We start from the raw sequence: 25,338 nt of genomic DNA on the forward strand, positions 1-25,338 counted from the left end.
GCGTTCAAGCCCGATCGCGGGGTCGAATTTTTCAGGAATGTCCCACGCCCCGGCGACTGGTCTGGGGTTGCGCCACAAAAACGGCCTATCTACTACGTTTGACCCGTATGGTCCGAGCACACCTGCGTTTTTACAAAATCGACGAGCCGTCTACCTGCGGTTTTGATTTCGCTAAATTTGGCATGGTTGAGGGTAATGGGTTTAATGTAGTAGATAGGCCCATTTCGTGGCAAGCGGATCATCTTGAAACGTAGGGTAGCTTATTTGGGACGGGGCTTTTTTAGCTGCCCCAGCTGATAACGCAAATGTTTGGCCGACTGGCGGCCAGGGCAGCTAAAAAAGCCCCGTCCCAAATTAGCTACCCTTGGAATCCGTTTTACTTGTGGACCAGTCTGGCGCAGAAGTGGCCGTCGTAGGAATCGGCGTTTGCGGGGACGCTTTGGAAAAGTCCACGGTCGTTCTGGCGTACCGATACGAGTTTCTTGGCCTGGGCGAACTCGGGTAGCTGCAGAATCTGCGCCTCGGAGAGCGGCGCCACGGTAAAGCCGGCGCCCTCGGGAGAGGCTAGGAAGGCATCAACGACCTGCGTGTTCTCCTCGTCGAAGACCGAGCAGGTGGCATAGATAAGCTCACCGCCGGCAGCCACGCGCGCGGCTGCTTCCTTGAGCATCGTCAGCTGCAGGCGGGGCAGCTCAGTCGTAACGTCGCCCTCGGCAAGGCGCCAGGGAATCTCGGGATGACGGCGCATGGTGCCGGTGCCCGAGCACGGAGCATCGATAAACACCGTGTCGAACAGGGCAGGCTCGCCAAGCATCGCGTCAAAGGACGTGAGGACCTCATTGAGCTCGCAGGCATCGCCCGACACCGTACGAACACCCGTAATACCCGCCTTATGCAGACGTGCGAGATTCTGGTCGCACTTGCGGTCGTGCAAATCGAGTGCGGTGTGCTGACGGTCGTAACCGGCACGTTTGGCCTGGCACATCATCACATAGGTCTTAGTGCCACGACCGGCGCCAATCTCTAGACAACGCCCGGGACGGGTCGCTGCGGTAGCGATGAGCTGGGCGTTAAGGTCCGAGGCCACGGCAGCTGCGCGCTCAAACACACCCGACGCAACCGTGGCCTGCGCGTCGACCGGCGCATGGCAACCCGGGAACACGGGTGCCACAAGCTGCGAAATGTACGGATCGGGTTTGGTTGCAAAGGCATTCTCGTGCAAAGCCAGCGGCGCGGGCGCCAAATTGCCGGCAAAGCCGAGCGCGCCCTCGGGTGTATCGAACGACGCCATAATGCGAGCGCACAGCCAGCGCGGCATGCCCATCAAGCGAGATAGGCGAACCAAACGGCGCTCGGACTCATCGGCATCCGTCGCAGCGGCAAAGTCCTCGATGTTGTTCGCAACCTTATGCAGCACGGCGTTCGCCAGACCGGCGGCAGACTTAGCACCGCTGCGCACGAGCTCAACGCCCTGACTCACCGCAACGCGACCCGGGGTATGCAGGTAGAGCATCTCGAAGGCCGAGATACGAAGTGCCATGCGCACACGAGGCGCGACCTTTTTGGGCTTATCGAAAAACTGGTCGAGCAGCTCATCCAAAATGCCCTGGGTGGCTGCAACGCCCAGTGCCAAACGAGCGGCGAAAGCAGAATCGCGCTGGTCAATGGCCTTGGCCGAGGCGCGGGACGAGAGCACGTCGCGCGCGTACATGCCGCGGCGATCGGCCTCCATCAAAACATCGAGCGCGAGCTTGCGCGCGGGGGAAAGCTTACTCATGACAAAACACCCCACGAAAGATCCGCACCCTGCAGGCCGGCAGCCCAGGCAGAAGCAGCCATAGCACGCTTACCATCGGGCTTAACCTCGAGCAGTTCGACCGCGCCATCGGACAGGCCCAGGTAGACGCGCTTGGCCCGAACGGCGACGAGCCCCTCGCCAAGCGATACATCTGCCGGCGCGGCATCGAGGACGCGCACGGTCTTGCCGGCAATCACGCAGCGAGCGGGAGCGGTGTCGGAAGAGGCAAGCACATGACGCACGCAATCAAGCACCCCCATCTGCGGATGCAGACGCATCTCCTGCTTGGAAATCTTGGCAGCATGCGTGACAAGGAACTCATCCTGCTCAGTCCAAACAGCCGAGCCATCAGCAAGCAAGGGAAGCGTATCGGCAAGCAACTTACCGCCCAGCTCACCAAGCTCCATGGTCAATGCCTCGGCATGTTTACCGGCAACCGAGGTCGACACCTGCGCGCAATAAGCGCCCGTATCCACGCCATGCCCAATGCGCATAATGGAAACGCCGGCAACCTCGTCACCAGCAAGAATGGCACGCTGAATGGGAGCAGCGCCACGCCAACGGGGCAGCAGCGAAGCATGAACATTCACAATACCGAGCGGCGCCATATGCAGCACCTCATCGGGCAAAATGCAGCCATAGGCAGCCACACAGAAAATATCGGCATCAGCAGCCTTAAGGCGATCAATAACATCCGGCGTCATACGATTTGCCTCAACAACGGGCAGACCAAGCTCAAGCGCCTTGGCCTTAACAGGAGACGGCTCCAGCTTTTTACCACGCCCGCGAACAGCATCGGGACGCGTAATTACCAGCGTAATCTCATTCCCAGCCTCAACAAGCGAAGTCAGCGACGGCACCGCAAAATCGGGCGTACCCATAAACACAATACGCATAAAGAACGTCTCCCCTCAAACAAAACCGAGACGGCTACAAATACCAGCGGAAAGCCAAGTCGCCAGCCCATCCGCAATAACAATTCAACAAGAACAAATATACCCAAAACCAAAGAAAGAGCCGCAATAAAAGCAGCTCTTCCAACAAAGCAATTATCAGCGAAGACGCCCCTCCCTGGCCCGACGGCACCCGGGCGAAAAGGAGCACGAAAACGCAGTCCCCTTCCGCCGCAGGGCTTAGGTTGTTGCTCCACGCGCAGTTCCGCACGAGCCGAAGAGCACTTAATGTGCTCTTCGTGCGAGCAGGACTGTTTGAGCATGGAGCAAAACCTAAGCCCTGCGGCGGAAGGGGACGGTGGGACCTACTCCGTCTCGCCCGGTCGAGCGCCGCGGGCCAGGGCGTCCTGGTACTCCTTGACGGCCTTGATGCGCTGCATCGGCTTGAGTCGCTCGAACATGGTGTTGCCGTGCAGGTGATCGATCTCGTGCTGCAGGCACACGCAGAACAGGTCACCCGAGGCCTCATAGCGAATCAGGTTGGCGTCCAGATCGTATGCCTCGACAACGACATGGTCGGGACGCTCGATCTCGCAGCTAATGCCGGGGATGGAAAGACAGCCCTCGCTAAACGGCACCAGATGGTCACTCTGCTCAACAATGACAGGGTTGATGAGCACGTAGGGGTCATAGTCGTTCTTGTCGGTGTAGTCGCAGTCGATGGTGACGAGCTGGATGAGCTCGCCGATCTGCGGGGCGGCCAGGCCGCAACCGCCGTTGTCGAACATCATCTTCTTCATCTTCTCGGCAAGCGCCTCGATCGCCGGGGTGATCTCCTCGATAACGGCGCACTCCTGGCGCAGACGAGGGTCGGGCGAAAGTACGATTCCGTTGGCTTCCATGGCCATCCTTTCGGGTTGTTACATCAAATCATAGGCGTCGACGTCAACGCTCACGCTCACGCCGCGCACGGAGCCCACCTCTTTGAGGCAGGCGTCGATATCATCAGAGACATGGTACCCTACCGGCGACTTTACAAGCAGATGGAAGCGGTAACGGTCTTTGGCTCTCTCGATTACACACGAAGCCGGGCCCAGCACCTGGGGCACGGCGCTTCCGGCCCGCAAAAAGTCGGGCGCGGCGGCATGCCAGCGGCGCTTGAGGAGCTTTGCGATGCGCCCAATGTAGTCCTGCGCATTATCACGATTCGCCGACCACACCAAAATGTTGACAAGACGCACGAAAGGCGGGTATAGCGCGTCGCGGCGCTGGTTCAGGTCGTAGTCGGTAAAGATCGAACGATCGTGCTCTGCGACGGCGCGAATGACCGGGTCCTCGGGCAGATACGTCTGGATGACAACCTCGCCGGGACGATCGCCGCGGCCGGCGCGACCGGCGACCTGTTCCAGCAAATCGTAGGCGCGCTCCCCCGCCCTAAAATCGGGCAGCTTTAGCGCAAAGTCGGCATTGACCACGCCCACGAGCGTGACCTCGGGAAAATCGAGGCCCTTGGCAATCATCTGGGTACCCAGCAGCACCGCGCAATCGGCGGCATCGAACTGCTCGAGTAGTTTTTTGTGCGCATCCTTGCCGCGTGTGGAATCGGCGTCCATGCGAATGATGGCGACATCCTCGGGCAGTATCTGGTGTAGGGCGTCCTCGATCTGCTGCGTACCCAGGCCCATTTTTGCCAGGTAGCGGCTGCCGCACTTGGGACAACGACTCGTGGGCGCCGGATAGGGCTGCACGCGCCAGGAAGATCCGCAGGTGTGGCACTGCAGTGTGTGCGTGCGCTCGTGGTATGTGAGCGCGGTAGAACAGTGGTTGCAGGTGGGGACGCAGCCGCACTCACGGCACATCAAAAACGGCGCAAAACCGCGGCGGTTGTGCAGCAGTACGGCCTTCTCGCGGCGCTCGACCACACGCTCCAGGCCTTCCATCAGCGGTTTAGAGAACATGGAGCGGCTGCCGTGCGCGAACTCGCGGCGCAGATCGGCAATGCGTACCGTGGGCAGCACGGCGTGTCCCGGGCGCTCGGGCATCTCGACGCGCGTCCAGGTGGCACCGTTGTACATACCGCGGCAACAGCGGTCGAGAGCCTCGGCCGAGGGCGTGGCGGAGCCCAACACGAGCGGGCACCGATAGCGGCGCGCCATCTCGGCAGCCACCTCGCGCGCATGGTAGCGCGGGCTGGAGCCCTGCTTGTAGCTGGTCTCGTGCTCCTCGTCGATGATGATGAGGCCAAGATCGCTGAGCGGGCAAAAGAGCGCCGAGCGGGCGCCCACGACCACGCGCGCGGCACCGCTGGCAACCATATCCCACTGGTCCAGACGCTCGCCGGCCGAAAGACGCGAGTGGAAGACCGCGACCGTCTCGCCAAAGCGCGAGCGGAAGCGGCCGACGGTCTGGGCCGTCAGCGAGATCTCGGGCACGAGCACGCAGGCCGAACGGCCGGCAGCCAGCACGCGCTCAATCGCCGAGAGGTAAACCTCGGTTTTGCCGGAACCGGTGACGCCATCGACAAGGACCACGTCGCCATGGGCATCAAGGCGGGCGCGTTCAATCTGGGCGAGCGCCTGCTGCTGGCCGTTGGTGAGAGAAACCGGCGCCTTGCCGCTTGCCGAGGACAACGTGGTCTGCTCGCTACACCCACGCCAGGCGCGGCGCTCCTCCACCACCACGACGCCGCGTTTTTCGAGCGCTTTAATGGTTGCCGACATGCTGTTGTAGAGCAGGTTGAGGTCGCGCGTCGTGACCGGGCCGCATTGGAGCGCGTCGATGAGCTGACGCTGACGGACCGCTGTCTTGGGCGGCGTGTAGTCGAATCCCTCGGGCGTGAGCATGACCCAACGATTTTGGATGGGTTTTACGGCGGGGCGCTCAACGGTCCACACGCCGTCATCGCCCTTCACGACACGCGGGCTGCCGCCCGGAGGCAAGAACAGACGCAGGCACTCGGAAAGCGTCGCGACGTACTCGTGGCTCATCCAGCGCGCAATGCGTGCAGCCTCGGCGGTAAAGAGCGGCTTGCTGAGGATGGCCTCGATGGGCTTGATGCGCAAGGGGTCGAGGGCGTCGTTGCCTTGCAGGTTGCCCAGCTCGGGCGCGATATCGACGATATAGCCCGCGGCCGCACGGTTGCCAAAGTGGACCAGGACCGTGGACCCGATCTGGGCATCGTTGGCAAGGGACTGCGGGATGCCGTAGTCGAATGGCTCGGAGAGCGCACGGGTCGGGATGTCGAGGACCACGCTCGCGTAGGCGGAGACGGGTTCGGGTGCGGGCTCGGGCTGCGCCGGGGCGGCGGCAGGGGCCGTGGACCTCGGAGCTTCCTTAGGTTCCGGCGAACCAAACAGCGACAGTTGCTCGGCCATGGTCTCTGCACCTCCCATCCCATACGTCTTTAGAAACAAGAGCCCCGCTCGGGTGAACGGGGCTCGGATACATGCGTTTACGCAGCTGCTACAGCGCCATCGTGCGGGCGCGGTCGATGCGCGCCAAGCAGTCGTCGCGACCGACGAGCGCCATGGTCTCGCCCAGCGGGGGGCTCACCATGTTACCGCAGACGGCGACGCGCACAGCTTGGAACACCACGCGCTTCTTGAGGTCCATCTGCTCGGGCAGCGGCTCAAGCGCGGCGTCGATGTTGGCAGCCGTCCACTCATCCACGCCCTCGAGCGCGGCCTTGGCGGCATCCAGAATGGCGCCCATGCCTTCCTTGGCCAAACCCTTGTTGACAGACTTCTCGTCATACTCGAGCGTCTCGGCCGTGGCAAAGATGGGAGCGGCGACGGTCACGGCGTCGGCCGGCATCTTGGTGCGGGGCTTGACGATGGCGGCAAGCGCGTCGATCCAGTCCTCGCCGTACTCGATGTTACCCTCGATCATACCGGCCTCGTGCAGCTCGGGGACCATGATCTCGTCGGCAAACTGGGCGTCGGACATGTTGTTGATGTACTCGGCATTGACCCAGTCGAGCTTTTTGGGATCGAAGGTCGCCGGGTTCTTAGAGATGCGGTCGAGCGAGAACTTACTGGCAAGAACATCGCGCGGGATGATCGTGGTCTCGCCGTCGAGCGACCAGCCGAGCAGCGCCAGGTAGTTAACGAACGCGTCGGACAGGTAGCCGGCGTCGCGGTACTCCTCCACCGAGGTGGCACCGTGGCGTTTGGAGAGCTTCTTGCCGTCGGCACCCAAGATCATGGAGATGTGGGCGAATGTGGGAACGGGCGCGCCGAGGGCCTCGTAAACCATGACCTGGCGCGGGGTGTTGGACAGATGGTCGTCGCCGCGGATGACATGGGTGATCTTCATCATGGCGTCGTCGACGACGGTCGCGAAGTTATACGTGGGCGTGCCATCGGAGCGGAAGATGACAAAGTCGTCGAGCTCCTTGGCATCGAAGGTCACCTCGCCGTGGACGGCGTCGTGGATGACGACATCGCCGCGGTCCTCGGGCACCTTGATGCGAAGGACGTAGGGCTCGCCGGCCTCGATGCGGCGGCGTGCCTCCTCGGGATCGAGATCGCGACAGCGGCGCTGATAGCCCTGGAAGGGGTCTTTACGCTCCTGGGCGGCCTTACGGTCGGCCTCGAGCTGCTCCTTGGTGCAGAAGCAGGGATAGGCCTTGCCCTCGTCCCAAAGCTTCTGGGCGGCCTGCTTGTACAGGTCCAGGCGCTCGGTCTGGGCATAGGGGCTATAGTCGCCGCCAACCTCGGGGCCCTCGTCCCAGTCCAGGCCCAGCCAACGCATAGCGCGCAGAATGATCTGCGTGTTCTCGTCGGTAGAGCGGGTGGGGTCGGTGTCGTCGATGCGCAGGATGAACGTGCCACCGTTTGCGCGGGCAAAAGCCCAGTTATAGATAGCGGTGCGGGCGCCGCCGATGTGCAGCTTGCCCGTCGGTGAGGGTGCAAAACGGACGCGAACGTCTGATGCCATGGAAATCTCCTCGATTGCAGGATGGATGTCTAACCGCACCAGTATAAAGCAACAATGCCCACCTCCGCACAAAGGGCACCGACCCAGTCATCGAAGCCGGGTAGCTAATTTGGGACGGGGCTTTTTTAGCTGCCCCCGCAGGCTATCGGCTAAACCAGCAAACAATCAGCCGGGGTAGCTAAAAAAGCCCCGTCCCAAATTAGCTACCTTTTGAGTAGGTGCGGAAAGGGTGTGAATGTTGGATTTACGCGCTATGATGTGCCCCTGCATACAGAGCCCAGCGGAATGGTAACGGTCGCTGGGACACGTTATTCGAAAGGACAATCATGTCAGAAGAGCTTCGTTCCATCCCGCCCCAGCAGGGGTCTTTTGTGTTTACGTCGGAGTCGGTGACCGAAGGCCATCCCGATAAGATCGCCGACCAGATCAGCGATGCCGTCCTCGACGCAATCCTCGCCAAAGAAATAGAGCTGCAGGAGCAGGGCTATATTGCGCCCAACGGCGTGCCCGCCAATGTGGAAAACGTCCGCTGCGCCTGCGAGACCCTCGTGACCACCGGCACCGTCATCGTCGCCGGAGAGATTCGCACCCAGGCATACGTCGACGTGCAGGAAATCGCCCGTGGCGTCATCCGCCGCATCGGCTACAACCGCGCCAAGTTTGGCTTTGACTGCGATACCTGCGGCGTCATGAGCCTCATCCACGAGCAGTCGCCCGATATCGCCCAGGGCGTCGACGAGTCATTTGAGACCCAGACCGGCGCCACCACCGACCCGATCGACCTGATCGGTGCCGGCGACCAGGGCATGATGTTTGGCTACGCCTCCAACGAGACCAAGACCCTCATGCCCATGCCGCACTACCTGGCAAGCCGCCTGGCGGAACGCCTGTCCGCCGTGCGCCACGACGGCACCCTGCCCTATCTGCGCCCCGACGGCAAGACCCAGGTCACCGTGCGCTACGAGGACGGAAAGCCCGTGGAGGTCACAACCATCGTCATCTCCACGCAGCACGCTGCCGAAGTTGAGGACATGGGCAAGATCAAGGCTGACCTCATCGAGCATGTCATCGCACCCGTCATGGATGCCGAGAACATGCCGTGGGATGGCGCCGATATCTATGTGAACCCCACCGGACGCTTTGTCGTGGGCGGCCCCATGGGCGACACGGGCCTGACCGGCCGCAAGATCATCGTCGACACCTACGGCGGCTACGGCCGTCACGGCGGCGGCGCCTTTAGCGGCAAGGACTGCACCAAGGTCGACCGCTCTGCCGCGTACGCCGCTCGCTGGGTCGCCAAGAACGTAGTCGCCGCCGGCCTGGCCGATCGCTGCGAGGTCGAGCTGGCCTACGCCATCGGCGTGTCCAAGCCGCTGTCGATCATGGTCGACACCTTTGGCACCGCGCATGTTGCCGAGGACAAGATCGTCGAGGCCGTGGAGAAGACCTTTGACCTACGCCCGGGCGCAATCATCCGCGACCTGGACCTGCGTCGCCCCATCTATGAAAAGACGGCAGCCTACGGTCACTTTGGCCGCGAAGACGCCGACTTTACCTGGGAGAAAACGAACCGCATCGACGAACTCAAAGCAGCCTGCGGCCTGTAAGCCAGCGGCAAAAACCACAGCCAAATAAAAACGTACCAAAAAGAGGTACCGGAACAACCGGTACCTCTTTTTTATTTAAAGGTGGTGAAGATGTATCGACATGGGACACCGAATAGGTCACCAACCGATGAATTTTGAAGCACGCGCGCCTCTACCATGTATCCTAAGTTCCGAGGACTTTAGTATTTGGTCGATCGCGAGTTCCGCACGAGCCGGAGAGCACTTAATGTGCTCTCCGTGCGAGTCAGGACTGTCCGAGCAGGCGACCAAATACTAAAGCCCTCGGAACGGCGGGACAGCGTATGCCCCGCCCCTCGGGACGACGGGATAGAAAAGGAGCAGCCATGGCAGGCAAGCCGCAAACACTAGCTACGACCTCGGCATTCGAGATCTTGGGCCCCATCATGGTCGGCCCCAGCTCATCGCACACCGCCGGCGCCCTGCGTTGCGCCCAGGTTGCCGCCAGCCTGCTGGAAGGCCGCATCACCAAGGTCACCTTTGGCCTGTGGAACTCCTTTGCCCACACCTACCGCGGCCATGGCACCGACCGCGCACTCGTCGCGGGCATCTTGGGCCTCGATACCGACGACGAGAACATCAAGCAGGCCTTTGACCTCGCGCGCGAGCAGGGCCTCAGCTATCACTTTGACATTAAGGGCGACGACGCCTCCATCCACCCCAACACCGTCGACATCGACATGGTCGATGACACGGGCGCCACGGCGCAGGTCCGCGGCGAGAGCCTTGGCGGCGGCAAGATGCGCATCAGCCGCATCAACGGCGTCGGCGTCGATATCTCGGGCATGTATTCCACCCTGTTTGTGGCGCACCAAGACGTCCCCGGCGTTCTCGCCGCGCTCACGAACCAGCTCGCCTACGCACACGTAAACATTGCCTTCTGCCGCACCTACCGAACCGAGGTAGGCGGCCAAGCTTATTCCGTATTTGAGACCGACGGCACCCCCGATGACATCGTCGTTCCCATGCTACGCATGCTCGACAATGTCGATTACGCCACCTTCATTGAGCTTCCCGGCTCGGCCTCATCGCTCTCCCCCGGCGTTTCTGCCAAGGAAATCTTCGACGATGGCGAACAGCTCCTCGACGCCTGCGCCGAACTGGGCCTCAACATTGGCGCCGTCATGGCCGTACGCGAAGCCCGCCTGACCGGCGAGCAGCACGCCGTCGCCGCCATGCGCCGCGTACTCGAGGTCATGCGCGAGGAGACCACGACGCCCATCGCCGCACCACAGCGCTCGCTCGGCGGGCTTATCGGCGGCGAGGCAAAACTCGTCGACGCCACATGCCGCAACGATCTGAGCACAAACCTGATGGGCGCCGTCCAAACCGAAGCCGTAGCCCGCGCCATGGCTGTGCTTGAGCGCTCTGCCACCATGGGCGTCATCGTCGCCGCCCCAACGGCCGGCTCTGCGGGCGTCGTGCCCGGCTGCGTGCTGGCGCTCGCCGACCATCTACAGCTCGATGACGAACAGGTCATGGACGCACTTTACTGCTCTGCCGCGATTGGTCTCAACCTCACCACAAGTGCCTGCGTCGCCGGCGCCGAGGGCGGATGTCAGGCTGAGGTGGGCAGCGCCGCCGCCATGGCCGCTGCCGCGCTAGTCCAGATGCTGGGTGGCACGCCCGAGCAGGCACTCGACGCTAGCTCTATCGCACTGAGCAATCTGCTTGGTCTTGTATGCGATCCCGTGGGCGGCCTTGTCGAAGTGCCATGCCAAAACCGCAACGCGATCGGCGTGGCGGCCGCATTTAGCTCGGCGCAGCTCGCCCTTGCCGGCATTAAGAGCCTGGTGCCGTTTGACCAGATGGCACATGTGATGCTCTCCGTTGGACACGCACTTCCAACTACACTACGAGAGACGGCCAAGGGCGGCATCGCGCAGGCTCCGGCCGCGCTTTCGGCTTGCGCTAAATGCGGTGTGTGCGGATAAAGAGCAGTCCAAAAACAAGAGGTGGGACAAATGTCCAACCTCTTGCCAATGCCACCGTTTCAATACCACAAACAACAGGGTAATCGCTATAATGCAAGCCCAGTAAAAACACGATGAGCCGCAAGGCGAAACTCGAAGGATATGCATACGATGTCGCAAAACGACCGCACCCAACTGATTCCCGATCCTAAACAGCCTTCTAGGCCTACCGACGGCGTCCAGTCGCCGCGCCCCATTACGCCAACGCGTAGCACAAAGCATGGTTCGGGAAACACCTCACAGCGCCAGATCCCTCATGCATATCAGCAGCGTCAGAGCAATAAAGCGACTAAGCACGCGCCTTCACACACGCAAAACCATCACAAGGGTCCCCGTGGGTCAGAGAATCACGCCGACGGGAAAAAATCCGGGGCCAAAATGACCCTTTTCGTTGCTCTGGGCCTCATTGTTGTCGTTTACATTGTTGGCGTTGTCGCATTTTCGCAGGTAGCCTACCCCAACACCACCATTGCCGGCGTCGACGTCTCGTTCTCCAACGCTTCGTCTGCTGCCACTAAGGTCAACTCGGCGTGGAAGCACTATAAGCTCACCGTGACAGGCGACGACTTTAACTGGATCTATCAACCCGAGTCCGATGAACCCATCGTCGACGGCGAAGCTGCCGCAAAAGAAATCATCAGCCGCAACGAAGCCTTTATATGGCCGGTCCGCCTTGTGGAATCCTTAAGCGGCAAGACCAAAACAACCGCTACCTCCAACGAAGTCGATCTTGAACAAGACGTCGACCTGTCCATGCTCTCTGACACCTTTGACCAAAAGAAGTTTGAGGAGGATCTGGGCGCCGCCATTGACGAGTTTAACGAGGGCCGTTCGGGTACGTTCGAGGCCAATAGCTCCTATGACGAGCAAGCCGGCAAGTTTACCGTCGAGAAGGCGCGCTCCAACGAAAAACTCAACCGCGAGCATGTCATTAAGTATGCCGAGCTCGAGCTTGCCTCGCTGGCCGAGACCGTAGATCTTTCCAAGCTCGGCAACGATGCCTATGAGCCGCTCAATGAAACGCTGACCAATGATCAGATTCAGGCCGCATGCGATGCCGCCAACAACTTCTTGGGCGTCAACGTGACCCTCAAGCTCAACGGCGAGGATGCCGGCAAGGTCGACGGCAGCTCCGTGTTGCAGTGGATCAGCTTTGCCAATCCGGCCAACCCCACACTCGATACGTCGCAGATCGGTAGCTGGGCAGCCGAGCTCGCCAACGGCTTTAATACCGTGGGCACCACCCGCTGGTGGACGCGTGCCGACGGCAAAGAATGTGCCGTCGAGGGCGGTGACTTTGGCTGGTCCATCGACAGCAGCTCGCTCGCCAAGCAGGTCGAGGACGCCATTAACAACAAGCAGACCGGCGAAATCGAGATTAAGTACTCCCAGAAGGCCGACACCTATACCGCGAAGGGAGAGCCCGACTGGAAAGCGTATATCGACGTCGACCTGTCCGAGCAGCACGCGCGCTACTATGACGAGAACGGTAATATCGTGTGGGAAGCCAACTTTATCTCGGGCAAACCGGGAGAGGATGCCACTCCCGAGGGCGTTTGGCAGATCAATAGCAATGACGGCGCAAGCAAGCTCATCGGTGCCAAAGACCCAGAGACCGGAAAACCAAAATACGAAAGCCCCGTGTCGTATTGGATGCCGTTTGAAGGCAACATGGTTGGTTTCCATGATGCAACATGGCAAAACGATCAGAGCTTTGACGACCCAAATTCGTACAAATGGTGCGGCAGCCACGGTTGCATCAACTTGCGTCTGGCCGATGCCAAGGCACTCCACGACTGCATCAGCGTCGGCCTGTGCGTGGTCGTGCACTCGTAGGGAAACACGCCTTCGCACAACGGGGAACTGACGCTCCAATCTAACAGTTCCGAAAGAATCCGCCATATGCGCCCGCTTCTCGCGACGGGCGCATATACTTATCGAAGAACTTTCTATAAAGGAGACGCCATGTCGAATGTCCCCACCATCACCCCGGGACCGAATGATACCGAGCGAGCGCCCGAGGGTGCCACCGAAACGCTTCCCCTCATAACAAACATGCGCGCCACACAGCAAAACGGCAGCACAAGCGATGCAACCGAGATTTCTGACGAAGAGGCCTACGCCAAGCTCAAGGCGAAGCGTGCCGAGCGTCGGCGCAAAAAGCTCATCCGACGTGGCATTGCGGCCGGCGTCGTGGCCGCCATTGTGCTCATCGCCGTTGTCGTAACCTTCGTCATTAACGCACGGCCCGCAGGTACCAACGGGCCGGTGACAGACATGGTCACCGAGGGTACATTTACGACCACCGTCGAGGCTAAAGGCCAGCTCAAGCCCATCTCGGCTTCGGTGGTCTCCCCTTCTGTCGACGGCACGGTGGCATCGATCAACGTATCAGCCGGCCAGTCCGTTAACGAGGGCGATGTGCTCATGACCATTAAAAATGACGAGCTCGATCGCAACGTTGCCGAGGCGCAGCGCGCGGTGGCGGCGGCACAGGAAGACCTCGCCAACGCGCAGAAAGCGGTAGCTGCCGCCCAAGCCGCTCCGGCGACTGACACAGATGCGGCAGGCGCAAGTGGCGCCAGCGGCAGCACCGGCACGAGTGCCGACACGAGCGCCATCTCGAGCGCCCAACGTAACCTGGCCTCGGCCCAGGCGACCCTGGACCAGGCCAACGCCAAAGCTGCCGAGCGCACTGTGACCGCGCCCAGCTCGGGCAGCATCGTCGAGCTCAACGCCAAGGTCGGCGCCACGGTGACGGGCGGCATGATTATGGGCGAAGGCGATACGACCGGCGGCAAGCAGTGCATGCAGATCGCTGACCTCTCCAAGATGAAGGTCACCGTTCAGGTGGGCGAAAAGGATATCGCCAAGATCGCAGTGGGCCAGAGCGCCAACGTTACCTATCCGGCCTTTCCCGATATCGTGAGCCAGGGAACGGTCACGACAATCGCTTCGGTGGCAAACTCCGACTCCACCTACGGTGGCGGCGGTAGCGTGACCTATAACGTCGATATTTTGATCGACGCGCCCGACGCGCGCCTCAAGCCGGGCATGACCGCCGAGGTCTCGGTGGTAACCGAGCAGCTCGACGATGTGGTGATGGTGCCGACCATGGCGCTCATGACCGAGGATGGCGAGCACTATTACGTCAACGTGGCAACCGACGGTGAAGGCAAGGAGATGCGCCGCGTGAAGGTGACCATTGTGACGCAAAACGATAACGACGCCGTGGTCGGCAAGACGCAGGTCAAGCGCGACGACCAGGGCAATGAGATCAACGCAGACGTACCGGTTACCAAGCTGCGCGACGGCGACACCCTCATCGTGGACACCGGCGCAGGCATGACGGCCGACGGCGACGACTCTGGCAGCATGTCTGCCGACGAGGGCTTGTAATGCGTCCCGTCATCAACATCCGCAACGTGCATCGCATTTTTGAGAGCGAGGCCGGCTGCGCCCATATCCTGCATAACGTGAGCCTGGCAGTGAATCCCGGCGAATTCGTGGCCATTACCGGCCCTTCTGGCTCGGGCAAGTCAACGCTCATGAACATCCTGGGCTGCCTGGACAAGCCAACGGCAGGCGATTATTACCTGCAGGGCCTCAACGTGGCAGAGCTCGACGATGACGAGCTCACCGAAGTCCGCGCCCTGAGCATCGGCTTTGTCTTTCAGAGCTTTAACCTGCTGCCGCGCCTATCGGTCATCGAAAACGTCATGCTGCCGCTGTCGTACACCAACGTGCCGCGGGCTCAGCGTGAGATGCGCGCCGTTCATGCGCTGCAAGCCGTCACGCTGCCGGTCGACCACTGGGACCACCGCATCTCCGAGCTCTCAGGCGGACAGATGCAGAGGGTTGCCATCGCGCGCGCCCTCGTCAACGACCCGCCCATCATCCTGGCGGACGAGCCGACGGGAAACCTGGACTCCGCCACCGGAGCGCTCGTGATGGAGACCTTCCACAAACTCCAGGAACGTGGCAAGACCATTGTGCTCATCACGCATGATCCCGGTATCGCCGCCGAGGCCGACCGTGCCGTAACCATTCGCGACGGCCGAATCCACGACGGCGCGTACATCGCGCACGCACCGCAGACCCTGCACGGCGCCATTGATAACCTGCCCATGATTTCCGCACACGCCAATCCGACGAAAGGAGTGAAGGCATGAGCACGTGCGACCTTATCCAAGAAGCCCTTCACTCCCTCGAGGCCAACAAGGGACGCAGCCTACTCACCATCCTGGGCATTGTTATTGGCATCGCCTCCGTCATTGCCATGACCTCGCTTATCGGCGGTATCCAAAACAGCCTGGTCAACAGCCTGGGCCTCAACGCCGCGCGTATGGTGCAGATTTATTCGTCGCAAGAGCTCACCGAGTCGGACGTTGAGAAGCTTCGCAAGATGGTGCCGCAGATCGAGCAGATCGGTATCGTGGACAGTGCCTATACCGAGTACAAGGCCGGTGACAAAAGCTATAACGTCATGGCGCAGGGCGTCGATAGCGACATGCTCGACGCAGTGGGCGCCAGCAAGCTCGTCGCGGGGTGCACCTATACCCAGGCTGAGTCCCAATCTGGCGCACGCGTGGCGCTCATCAGCCGCGGCGGCGCGGACCAGCTGTACGGCAACGAACAGGACGCGCTCGGCAAGACCATCAAGGTGTCGAACGGCGAGGTGCAGATTATCGGCGTTATCGACGGCGGCAGCGACTCCATGGGCTCACTCACGCTCTACATGCCGCGCGAGACCATCTCGGGCCTCTTTGGCGACGAGAACCCGTCTTTTCCCAGCGTAACGGCGCTCGCCGCCGAGGGTACGGACATGGATGAGCTGTGCAAGATGATTGAATCCAAGGTGCGCAGCATGAAGGACATCGCGGATGACGACGAATATGACAGCGTGTCGGCGACCTCAATGAAAAGCGCCATCGACGCCCTCAACTCCTTTATGGGCGCGTTTTCGCTCATCATGGGCGCCGTTGCCAGCATTTCGCTGCTCGTGGGCGGTATCGGCATCATGAACATGATGCTCACCAATGTGACCGAACGCATCCGCGAGATCGGTATTCGTCGAGCCTTGGGTGCCAGCCGTCGCGATATCACCGCACAGTTTTTGGCCGAGTCTTCGGCGCTGTGCATCACCGGCGGTCTGCTAGGTGTCCTGATTGGCTACCTGCTTGCCTGGGGCCTAGCGATGTTCGCCGCGGGTTCCGGAGTGCTTGGCGAACTCGGTGCCAGCGGTACCATAACGCCGAGTTTTTCGATCGCCACGGTGCTGCTGGCCTTTGCGGTCTCCGTCGGCATCGGCGTAATCTTTGGCTTCTACCCCGCCCGCCGGGCCGCAAAACTCGACCCCGTGGAGTGCCTGCGCTACCAGTAATGCAATCCCCCCCTGAGTTGCGGTGAAATAGGGAGTGTTTTAGCCGTTAAAAGGCCTATTCAGTCCTTATTTCACCGCAACTCAGAGGGGATAAGGCGCTAGTGCTATTCGAAACGAGATTCCAGACTCGATAGCCCGTTCAACGTCAGATTGTTAGCGACCTCCGAAATGCGCTCGATGGGCACCGAGCCATCGGAGAGTGCCCACGTGCGGTAAATGCCGATAATGCCCGAAAGCAAAAACGCCAGATAATAGTCGAACAGCTCGTCCTTTAAGCCATCGGGCAGCAGGTCGCGCTCGGCAATCTCGTGCTCGAGCGGCACACGCAAGCGCGTCATAAAATCGTCGAGCGGAATGTTTTCAATCAGCTGGCGATTGAGCACCAAATTGTTGCACAGCGCCTCGTTAACGGTTTTGAAGAAGGTCGCCGCCGCTCCGAGTGCGCGCTCGTTGGTGTTACCGCCCATAGAGGAAAGCGTCTTCTCGACTGAGTCGACAATCATCTCGACCACATCCACGGCAATGGCATCGAGCAAGCCGTCCACCGTGCCAAAGTGCACGTAGAAGGTCTTACGATCGACATTTGCCTCGCGCGCGATGGCGCTCACCGTAATATCGGCGAGGGGCTTTTCCATCAGCAGTCGCTCGAATGCCGAAAGAATCGCATTGCGACTGCGAACGATGCGGCGGTCAAGGCGCGGTTTAGTGGTGGCCATAGACGTGTCCCCTTCATGTCAACTGCCCACCTATAGCTCCTGTACAAGTGGGAGATAATCAACGTAAGAGGATTATCCTACATCTAGCATCGCAATGACGAGCACCATTAAGAACGCACGACTCACCAACTGGGCTCTAGGGCCGCTTCTTTTTATTGAGCGCCGCAGGGGAAACGCGGATACCGTCGCCAGTCTGACGAACATAGGTCTTCCGTGCCGGTTTAGAGGCCACAGCAGTCTTTTGAGCATGCTGATTGGGGTCCACGGTAACCTGAGAGGTTGGATGTGCCTTAACGGACGCAGAAGGCTTCTGAGGAGTGCGCCCGAGCTTGCACATCATACGGTCCCAGCGCGCATGGATACTCTCGTTATGAGCGCTCTTAAGGCCCAAAAGAGGGGCGGCCAAAATGGTCGGCGCGATAAAGGTGATCAGACGCCAAAGCAGATAGCCGGCAGTCGCTGCCGTACCAAAAAAGTGACCCAGGAACAGCGCGAAGCCGCCCTCGGCACCACCAGTGCCGCCAGGCAGCGGGACGGCGGAACTCAACAGCTGTACAAAAGCACTCGCCGCCATGACCGAGAAAAAGTCAACGTCGTACTGACCAAAGGCAAGCATCAAAAAATACGGAACCAGGTAGAAAAACGCCAGCTGCAACATGGTGATGACGACCGTGAGCAGCATGGACGAAAAATGGCCGGCAGAGAGTTTGAATTTCTCGGAGAACGAGTAGATCTCGCCATCGACAAAGGTACGCCAGCCCTCGATCTTAGTAGCGGAAACGCCCATGCGCTCGAGCCAATTGATAATACAATGTGCGACGCGCGTGACGGTCTTGGGCATCAACGCCACGGCAAAGATGCCGAGAAGAATGCAGCAGTGGCCGCCAAAACTAAAGACGCAAAGCAGCGTCATGTCGCCATAGCGCTCGGCGAAAAACGGCATGCGGGCGAGCAGCAGAATGGCACCCCATGCCACCAAACCAAACTGGTACACGATAAAGCGGGTGAACTGCGTGGCACCCGCTTCGCCCACATTTTGGCCGGCTTTGGTCAGGCGATAAATCTGGGCAGGCGTGGAGCCCATCATCATGGGTGTCAGGTTGCCAAAGAAGATGCCGCTCGCCTCGACCGAAATGAGGTCGCGGATGCCGACAGGCGAATTGGGATCGAGCCATACGGCAATCGCGTACGCCACGATGCCAAAAAACAAGTATAGGAACATGCAGAAGCACGCGGCAGCGAGCCACGGCGCCTGAACGCTAGCCATGGCGGCCCAGAACTGACCCATCTGACCGGTCACGACCAAATAGACGATATAGCCCGCCAGCACAATGCCAATAAAGATGGCACCACGACGTGCGCTCTTGTTGTCATCGCCGCCCGAAACATCGACTTGAGGCTTTGGGGTATGCTGAGAGGACTCCGTCATGAGGCTCCTTCTGACCGTCAATGTATCTGGCCTATTGTACCCGTATGGGAGATAAGCAAAACGTAATGCTATGGGGCAAATGGGATTAACAGACAAGCACGCATGTAATAAAAAACCCGACCTTCGAAAAGAAGGTCGGGTATCCAAAACTTGGTAGCCCGTACCAGATTCGAACTGGTGATCTCCGCCTTGAGAGGGCGGCGTCCTAAACCGCTAGACGAACGGGCCATAAGCCTCAGCAGAAAAGAAGTGGTAGCCCGTACCAGATTCGAACTGGTGATCTCCGCCTTGAGAGGGCGGCGTCCTAAACCGCTAGACGAACGGGCCACATGACACCTGCACTGCCGTGCTGCGAGGACATATATTACGGGACAAAAAACGCGAGCGCAAGAAGAAATTCCAAATTGGCCAAATTTTGTCGTGAGGTTATGGAACAAGCAGGTCAACCTGGTAGCTAATTTGGGACGGGGCTTTTTTAGCTACCCCTGCCAGAATCACTATTGTTCGTCCTATTGACAGCGGGGTAGCTAAAAAAGCCCCGTCCCAAATTAGCTACCCCAGGTTGAGGTGAGCCAGAAGGGCCTCGCGGGTGTTGGGGACGTTGTCTTCGATCACGGCGTCGAGGGCGACGTTGAGAAGCTGTCCCAGCTCAGGCCCCGGTTTGACGCCGGCGCGAATCAGGTCCCCTCCGTTGATGCCAAGCATCTTAAGCGTATAGGGCTCCCCCGCTTCCAACAGTTCGTGGGCGAGCGAACGCATCTCCTCGATCGTCTCGACGTAATAGAAGCACGACGGTGCCTTACCCAGCGTATCGGCACGCTTAAGGTCCATAAGCTCGTCAATCAAACGCGGTGTGTCGACGCCCTCACCCGAAAGCGAGCGCATCATATTGAGCAAACAGGAGCGCTCGGGGCGCAACGGCTTATCGTGATACCTGATAAGCAGACACACGTCGCGAACCAAATCGTGCGAAAGCGCCAAGCGATCCATAATAGCGCGCGCTTTCTTGGCACCAAGCTCAGGGTGACCGTAAAAGTGGCCGCTGCCCGCATGATCGACCGTAAAGCAATCGGGCTTGGAGACATCGTGCAAAAACGCTGCCCACATTAAGCTCGACGAAGGCGCCACGCCGTCACACAGTGCCAGCTCCCCCGCAACCGTCAAAACGCGAGCGATATGCTCGTAAACATTAAAGGCGTGGTAGACGCTGCGCTGGTCAAACCCACGAGCCGGCGCAAGCTCGGGCACGGCGGCGCAAACAAGCTCGGGATAGCGTAGCATCGCGTCTCCCCCGTGACCGGTCGATAGAATCCCCTCGAGCTCAATGCCCACGCGTTCGCGTGCCACGGCATCGAGCAGCGGCGAGCACTCGGCAAGCGCCTGTTTGGTCTTAGGCTCGATCATAAAATCCAGACGGCAGGCAAAACGCACGGCGCGCAGCATGCGAAGCGCATCCTCGTTAAAGCGACGCTTGGGATCTCCAACGGCACGAATCAGCTTACGCTCCAGGTCGCCCTGGCCATCATAACGGTCGACAAGACCGCGCTGGGGATGCCAAGCCATGGCGTTAACGGTAAAGTCACGACGTGCCAGATCGTCCTCAAGCGACGCCGCACGCTCCACACTCTGGGGATGGCGACCATCGGTGTAAAAACCGTCCAGGCGATACGTCGTGACCTCAATACGCTCATCGTCACAAAGGGCGGTAATGCCGCCAAATTTTATGCCCGACTCAACTACCGCAATGCCGGCTGCCTCGAGCGCCGCCTTGGACTCTTGCCACAGGCCGCTACAGCACATGTCAACATCGTGGCTGGGACGTCCCATCAGGGCGTCACGCACCCAACCGCCTACGAACCAGGCCTCGAGACCGGCGTCCTCAAGCGCACGTAGCACACGCAGGGAGGCATCTGTGGGCTGCGTACCGTTGAGCGAAACATTACACATACCTATGGCCTCCTACGCTTGCGAGTGTTAACGATGGTTCTCAAGCAGTCTAGCAAGAAACAAGCGTGAGCGCACATGAAATCACATCGTCGATTCGCGCGAACGAGACAGTAGAGCCCATGCGGCCAACAGATAAAAACACCCGCCTCGGAGATCCAAAGCGGGTGTTCGGCAACGATGTGTCTAAACGGTTAGCAGACCTGGCGAACGTCGATGTGCTTCTTATATTCGTCCACCTTGGCAAAATCGCCCAAACCAGGGCACTCGACCACGTTGGCACCGGTTGCCATCGAGAGGCGCAGGGCGTCCTCGACGCACTCGGGGGCATCGTGCCACACGGACAGGAAGGCGGCAAGCGAGGAATCGCCGGCGCAGACCGTCGAGAGCAGCTTGACCTCAAAGGTGCGTTTGGCAAACCAAATGTGCTCGCCGTTGGAGAAGTACGCGCCGTCGCCACCAAGGGTCAGCAGCACATTCTTAGCACCCTTGGCGTGCAGCTCAGCCATAGCGCCCTTAACGGACTCGTCGTCGCCACCGCTCACCTTAATGCCAAAGATGTCGAGCAGCTCGTCGTCGTTGGGCTTAATGAGCAACGGCTCCATGGCAATGAGATCGGCCAGCTGATGGCTCGAAATATCGAGCACGAACTCGGCACCCTTTGCCTTAACACGGCGAAGAACCTCGGCCAGGAAACCCTCGGAGGTGTTGGGGGGCAGCGAGCCGCTAATGACCAGGCAGGTCATGTCGTCGAGCGAGTCGATGAGCTCAAACATCTCCTGCTCGTTGGCAGCATTGATGGCAGCGCCTGCATTGACCATGTTGTACTCGGTATCGGGACCGGCGTTGAGGAAAACGTTGACGCGCGTGATGCCGTCAGTCCACACGGGCTTGACGGGCACACCCAGGGCCTCGGCGCCCTTGACGATATACTCGCCTGAGAAGCCGGCAAAAAAGCCCAGGATCGTGGTGTCGACACCGTAGTGATCGAGGGTGAACGAGACGTTGAGACCCTTGCCATTGGGCGTATAGACCGCGTTGCGCGTGCGGGTGACGGTGTTGGCGGAAAGTCCGTCGCAGGAAATGTTGTAATCAATGGCGGGATTTGCAGTGAGCGTGTAAATCATGAATGTTCCTTTCACAAAGCAACGTGATAATGAAAGTATATTCCACATCTTGTGAAAAGACCATAGCAACTCGGCGAACGGTGTAGAACGCGTGCAGGTCGACAGAAAAGCAGCAAGGCGGGGCAAAAAAATCAGGAGTGCTTGCCCTGAAGCTCATTTGCAATTTACAAATAAGCGCCCCGGCTTAAACCGGGGCGCCATATAGCCACGAATATGTAGCGTTTCGCTTACTTGCGATCGAGCTTGCGGACAGCAACGCGCTTGCTATACTCATCGACGTGACCGAAGTCGCCGATGCCCACGGACTCGGCAACGTTGGCGCCGGTGGCCATAGCGAGCTTCATGGCCTCCTCGACGTTGTCGCGATCCCTGTACCACTTGTGCAGGAACGCAGCGAGCGTGCAGTCGCCGGCGCAGACGGAAGAAACCAGCTTGATGTTGAACTCACGCTTAGCGTACCAGATGTCCTCGCCGTTGGAGAAGTAAGCGTCGCCGCGGCTACCACGGGTGAGCAGCACGTTCTGGACGCCGGCATCGTGAGCCATCTTCATAGCAACGCGGACCTCGTCGTCGGTGTCGACCGGCACGCCAAAGATGGCCTTCATCTCGTGATGGTTCGGCTTGATGAGCAGCGGCTTCTTGTGAGCGAGCTCCTTGAGCTTGTCGGAAGACAGGTCCAGGACGACGTCGGCGCCACGAGCCTGAGCGTGATCCATGACCTGAGCCAGGAAGTCGGGCGTAGCTTTGGGAGGCACGGAGCCGGAGACGATCAGGCACTCAAGATCGCCCGCGGTGTCCAGGATGTTGTAGAGCTCCTTCTGGTGCTCCGGCGTAATCGGGGCGCCGGGGTTAAGGATGCCGTACTCGTGCTGGCCATCGTTGACATAGGTGTTGATACGCGTGATGCCGTCGGTCCAGACCGGGCGGCACAGGCAACCCAGGTTCATGACCTCCTCGACGATGAACTTGCCCGTGAAGCCGGCGAAGAAGCCGAGCGCGACGGTGTCGACGCCCATCTTCTTAAAGGCGAAGGACACGTCGAGGCCCTTGCCGTTAGCCGTGTAGCTGGCCGAGCCGGTGCGGACGTTCTCGTCGGGCTCGAGCGGAGAGCTCGAAACCGTCATGTCGACAGCCGGGTTAGCGGTTAGCGTGTAGAACATTTACAGTACCCCCTGTATATTTGAGGGCCGCGCGGCCAGCCCATTCCAACCACGCGGTTACCTCTGATACCAAATTAGCGAGCGGCAGCCTCAAGCAGCGCCTTGACCTCTTCGGCAGTGTTGCAGGCGAGCGCCTTCTCGGCGAGATCGTCGCACTCGGCCTTGGTCCACTGGCTGATGGTCTTGCGGGCGCGAAGGATAGACGGAGCGCTCATCGAGAACTCCTCGAGGCCCCAGCTGATCAGCAGCGGCTCAAGCAGCGGATCGGCAGCGGCCTCGCCGCACATACCGACCATGATGCCAGCCTTGACGCCGCTCTCGATGATGTTCTTGAGCGAGCGAAGCACGGCGGGATAGTACACCTGGTACAGGTTAGAAATGGTGTCGTTACCACGGTCGGCACACATGGTGTAGCCGATCAGGTCGTTGGTGCCGATCGAGAAGAAGTCGGCGACCTCGGCCAGGCGGTCAGCGATCAGCGATGCGGCAGGCGTCTCGACCATAATGCCGACCTCGATGTTCTCGTTGAACTTGCGGCCCTCTTCGGTCAGCTCGGACTTGCACTCCTCGACGAGCTCCTTAACGGCCAAGACCTCCTCGACGCAAGTGACGAGCGGGATCATGATCTTGACATCACCGAAGGCGCTGGCGCGCAGCAGAGCGCGGAGCTGTACCTTGTACTGGTCGGGGTTGGCCAGGCAGTAACGCACGGCACGGAAGCCCATGAAGGGGTTCTCTTCCTTGACCATGTGCAGGTACGGGATCTCTTTGTCGCCACCCACGTCGAGCGTGCGGATGATGACCGGAGCGCCATTGAGCGCGCTGGCAACCTTGCGATAGGCGTTGAACTGCTCCTCCTCGGAAGGAAGCTCGGCGGAGTCCATGAACAGGAACTCGGAGCGGAACAGGCCAATGGCCTCGGCGTCGTGATCGAGCGCGTTGGGCACGTCATCGGGGTTACCGATGTTGCAGGCAATGATCTTCTTGATGCCATCGGCAGTCACGGACGGCTTGCCACGGAAAGCCTCGAGGGCTGCCTTCTCGGCAGCGAAAGCCTCGGCCTTGGCGGTGTAGGCGGCGAGCGTCTCCTCGTCGGGATCGGCCTCGACGATACCCTTGCCACCGTCGACGACAACGGTCATGCCGTTGCGCAGCGCGGTGCAGCTGTTGGCAACCGAAAGGACAGCCGGAATCTCGAGGGCGCGGGCGATGATCGCGGAGTGCGACGTGCGGCCACCGGTCTCGGTGACGATACCGGCAACGTGGGCCTTATCGATCGTGGCGGTCATGGACGGCGTAAGGTCGTGCACGACAACGACCGTGTTTTCGGGCAGGACGGAGAGATCGACGACCTCCTTGCCCAAAAGCTCGGCCAGAATACCGGTGCGGATGTCGGCGATGTCTGCCGCGCGCAGGCGGAACATCTCATCGTCCATGGACAGGAACATGTTCTCAAACATGGTCGAGGTGTCCATGAGCGCCTGCTCGGCGCAGGTGCCGCCGTCAATGGCGGCGTTGATGGCGTCGGTCATGCCCGGGTCCTGAGCCAGGACAATGTGTCCGCTCATGATTTCGGCCTCGGCCTCGCCCACCGTCTCCTTCATGTGGTCGGCCTGAGCCTGGGTCTTCTCGCAGAAGACCGAAAGGGCGGTCTGATAGCGCTCCTTCTCTGCTGCCGAATCAGCAACCTCGTGCGGCTCAAACGTCAAGTCGGGTTCGACGGCAACCATGACGGTGCCGATACCGATGCCCTCGGAAGCGTTGACTCCCTGATACATTCCTATTCCTCTCTCCGTGTCATGTGATAAAGCGTTTTGCCATATCCATGACAAAAGAGCGCAGTTCCCTTTAAACAAGTCACTGCGCCCCCAAATATGAACTTAGTTGTTCAACATGCGACCCGTTTGAGTTCTACTCGCCAAGACCGCTCTTGATGAGCTCGATGGCAGCAGCCAGAGCCTCGGCCTCGTCAGCGCCGTCGCACTTGACCTCGACCTCGGTACCGCAGGGGATGCCGGCAGCCATGAGGGCCATCGGGGACTTGCCGTTGACCTCCTTCTCGGGGGTGACGACCGTCACGTCGCAGGCGTACTTGCCCATGGTGGAGGCGAAGAGGCCAGCCGGACGCATGTGAAGACCCTGAGGATTAACGAGGGTAGCCTTCTCAGAAACCATAATTGACTCCTTTTTTGTGTTTAACCCCTATCAGCAATGCGACAGGAGCCATATTCACGACGTTGATTATATTAACTCACATCAAACGGTTTTTCATTATGTTTCGCACGAATTGTTGGACAGATGTCGTTCCTGCACGCTCGCCTGCCGGGCGGGGCGGTTAAGTTTGCTGCTCTA

The 25,338-nt window shown here is 60.0% G+C and carries 18 protein-coding genes and 2 tRNA genes; 6 read left to right on the plus strand and 14 right to left on the minus strand.

Annotated features, from left to right (window positions below; translation table 11 throughout):
- Nucleotides 1-376: 376 nt before the first annotated feature.
- The 5 genes from ACTQ40_RS03600 to gltX form a co-directional block, all read right to left on the minus strand.
- A complete protein-coding gene (locus tag ACTQ40_RS03600) occupies nt 377-1,777 on the minus strand; it encodes an RsmB/NOP family class I SAM-dependent RNA methyltransferase (RefSeq protein ID WP_441563370.1) in 1,401 nt (466 codons plus the stop codon).
- On the minus strand, nt 1,774-2,694 hold the full coding sequence (gene fmt, locus ACTQ40_RS03605; protein ID WP_441563371.1) for a methionyl-tRNA formyltransferase: 921 nt from the start codon (nt 2,692-2,694) through the stop codon (nt 1,774-1,776). The genes ACTQ40_RS03600 and fmt overlap by 4 nt, the downstream gene beginning before the upstream one ends.
- A gap of 362 nt (nt 2,695-3,056) precedes the next feature.
- Nucleotides 3,057-3,593, minus strand: a complete 537-nt coding sequence (gene def, locus ACTQ40_RS03610) for a peptide deformylase (protein WP_118449363.1) — start codon at nt 3,591-3,593, stop codon at nt 3,057-3,059.
- 18 nt (nt 3,594-3,611) lie between these two features.
- A complete protein-coding gene (priA, locus tag ACTQ40_RS03615) occupies nt 3,612-6,065 on the minus strand; it encodes a replication restart helicase PriA (protein ID WP_441563372.1) in 2,454 nt (817 codons plus the stop codon).
- 88 nt (nt 6,066-6,153) lie between these two features.
- The gene (gltX, locus tag ACTQ40_RS03620) at nt 6,154-7,629 is read right to left on the minus strand and encodes a glutamate--tRNA ligase (RefSeq protein WP_441559269.1); all 1,476 of its coding nucleotides are present in this window, start codon (nt 7,627-7,629) and stop codon (nt 6,154-6,156) included.
- Between the two features lie 326 nt (nt 7,630-7,955).
- Between gltX and metK the strand changes: the two genes are divergently transcribed.
- From metK to ACTQ40_RS03650, 6 genes are all read left to right on the plus strand, one after another.
- On the plus strand, nt 7,956-9,236 hold the full coding sequence (gene metK, locus ACTQ40_RS03625) for a methionine adenosyltransferase (protein WP_441559268.1): 1,281 nt from the start codon (nt 7,956-7,958) through the stop codon (nt 9,234-9,236).
- Between the two features lie 344 nt (nt 9,237-9,580).
- A complete protein-coding gene (gene sdaAA, locus ACTQ40_RS03630; protein ID WP_441559267.1) occupies nt 9,581-11,188 on the plus strand; it encodes an L-serine ammonia-lyase, iron-sulfur-dependent, subunit alpha in 1,608 nt (535 codons plus the stop codon).
- A 417-nt stretch (nt 11,189-11,605) separates the two neighbouring features.
- A complete protein-coding gene (locus ACTQ40_RS03635; RefSeq protein WP_441559266.1) occupies nt 11,606-13,063 on the plus strand; it encodes a L,D-transpeptidase in 1,458 nt (485 codons plus the stop codon).
- Nucleotides 13,064-13,192: 129 nt separating this feature from the next.
- Nucleotides 13,193-14,626: an efflux RND transporter periplasmic adaptor subunit gene (locus tag ACTQ40_RS03640; RefSeq protein ID WP_441048461.1), complete on the plus strand. Its 1,434-nt coding sequence runs from the start codon at nt 13,193-13,195 to the stop codon at nt 14,624-14,626.
- A complete protein-coding gene (locus ACTQ40_RS03645; RefSeq protein WP_427717357.1) occupies nt 14,626-15,399 on the plus strand; it encodes an ABC transporter ATP-binding protein in 774 nt (257 codons plus the stop codon). Before ACTQ40_RS03640 ends, ACTQ40_RS03645 begins: the two co-directional genes overlap by 1 nt.
- On the plus strand, nt 15,396-16,610 hold the full coding sequence (locus ACTQ40_RS03650; RefSeq protein WP_441563373.1) for an ABC transporter permease: 1,215 nt from the start codon (nt 15,396-15,398) through the stop codon (nt 16,608-16,610). Before ACTQ40_RS03645 ends, ACTQ40_RS03650 begins: the two co-directional genes overlap by 4 nt.
- A 104-nt stretch (nt 16,611-16,714) precedes the next feature.
- Here the strand turns inward: ACTQ40_RS03650 and ACTQ40_RS03655 are convergent, their stop codons facing one another.
- The 9 genes from ACTQ40_RS03655 to ACTQ40_RS03695 all read right to left on the minus strand — a co-directional run bounded on the left by ACTQ40_RS03655 (nt 16,715) and on the right by ACTQ40_RS03695 (nt 25,161).
- Complete coding sequence (locus tag ACTQ40_RS03655; protein WP_441041102.1) at nt 16,715-17,326, minus strand: TetR/AcrR family transcriptional regulator; 612 nt, start codon at nt 17,324-17,326, stop codon at nt 16,715-16,717.
- 136 nt (nt 17,327-17,462) lie between these two features.
- Nucleotides 17,463-18,755: a lysylphosphatidylglycerol synthase transmembrane domain-containing protein gene (locus ACTQ40_RS03660; RefSeq protein ID WP_441563374.1), complete on the minus strand. Its 1,293-nt coding sequence runs from the start codon at nt 18,753-18,755 to the stop codon at nt 17,463-17,465.
- A gap of 151 nt (nt 18,756-18,906) precedes the next feature.
- Nucleotides 18,907-18,983, minus strand: a tRNA-Glu gene (locus tag ACTQ40_RS03665).
- Nucleotides 18,984-19,005: 22 nt separating this feature from the next.
- Nucleotides 19,006-19,082 (minus strand) — tRNA-Glu (locus ACTQ40_RS03670).
- A gap of 225 nt (nt 19,083-19,307) precedes the next feature.
- Entirely contained in the window at nt 19,308-20,702 is a 1,395-nt protein-coding gene (locus ACTQ40_RS03675) for a CCA tRNA nucleotidyltransferase (RefSeq protein WP_427717346.1), read from the minus strand.
- Between the two features lie 191 nt (nt 20,703-20,893).
- Nucleotides 20,894-21,826: a 1-phosphofructokinase family hexose kinase gene (locus ACTQ40_RS03680; protein WP_427728177.1), complete on the minus strand. Its 933-nt coding sequence runs from the start codon at nt 21,824-21,826 to the stop codon at nt 20,894-20,896.
- Between the two features lie 227 nt (nt 21,827-22,053).
- Nucleotides 22,054-22,986: a 1-phosphofructokinase family hexose kinase gene (locus ACTQ40_RS03685; protein WP_154515554.1), complete on the minus strand. Its 933-nt coding sequence runs from the start codon at nt 22,984-22,986 to the stop codon at nt 22,054-22,056.
- Nucleotides 22,987-23,060: 74 nt separating this feature from the next.
- Complete coding sequence (ptsP, locus tag ACTQ40_RS03690) at nt 23,061-24,764, minus strand: phosphoenolpyruvate--protein phosphotransferase (RefSeq protein ID WP_427728175.1); 1,704 nt, start codon at nt 24,762-24,764, stop codon at nt 23,061-23,063.
- A 133-nt stretch (nt 24,765-24,897) separates the two neighbouring features.
- Nucleotides 24,898-25,161: an HPr family phosphocarrier protein gene (locus tag ACTQ40_RS03695; RefSeq protein ID WP_022094575.1), complete on the minus strand. Its 264-nt coding sequence runs from the start codon at nt 25,159-25,161 to the stop codon at nt 24,898-24,900.
- Nucleotides 25,162-25,338: the final 177 nt, after the last annotated feature.

Source organism: Collinsella sp. Sow4_D11, from assembly GCF_052116465.1.
Lineage (GTDB): Bacteria > Actinomycetota > Coriobacteriia > Coriobacteriales > Coriobacteriaceae > Collinsella.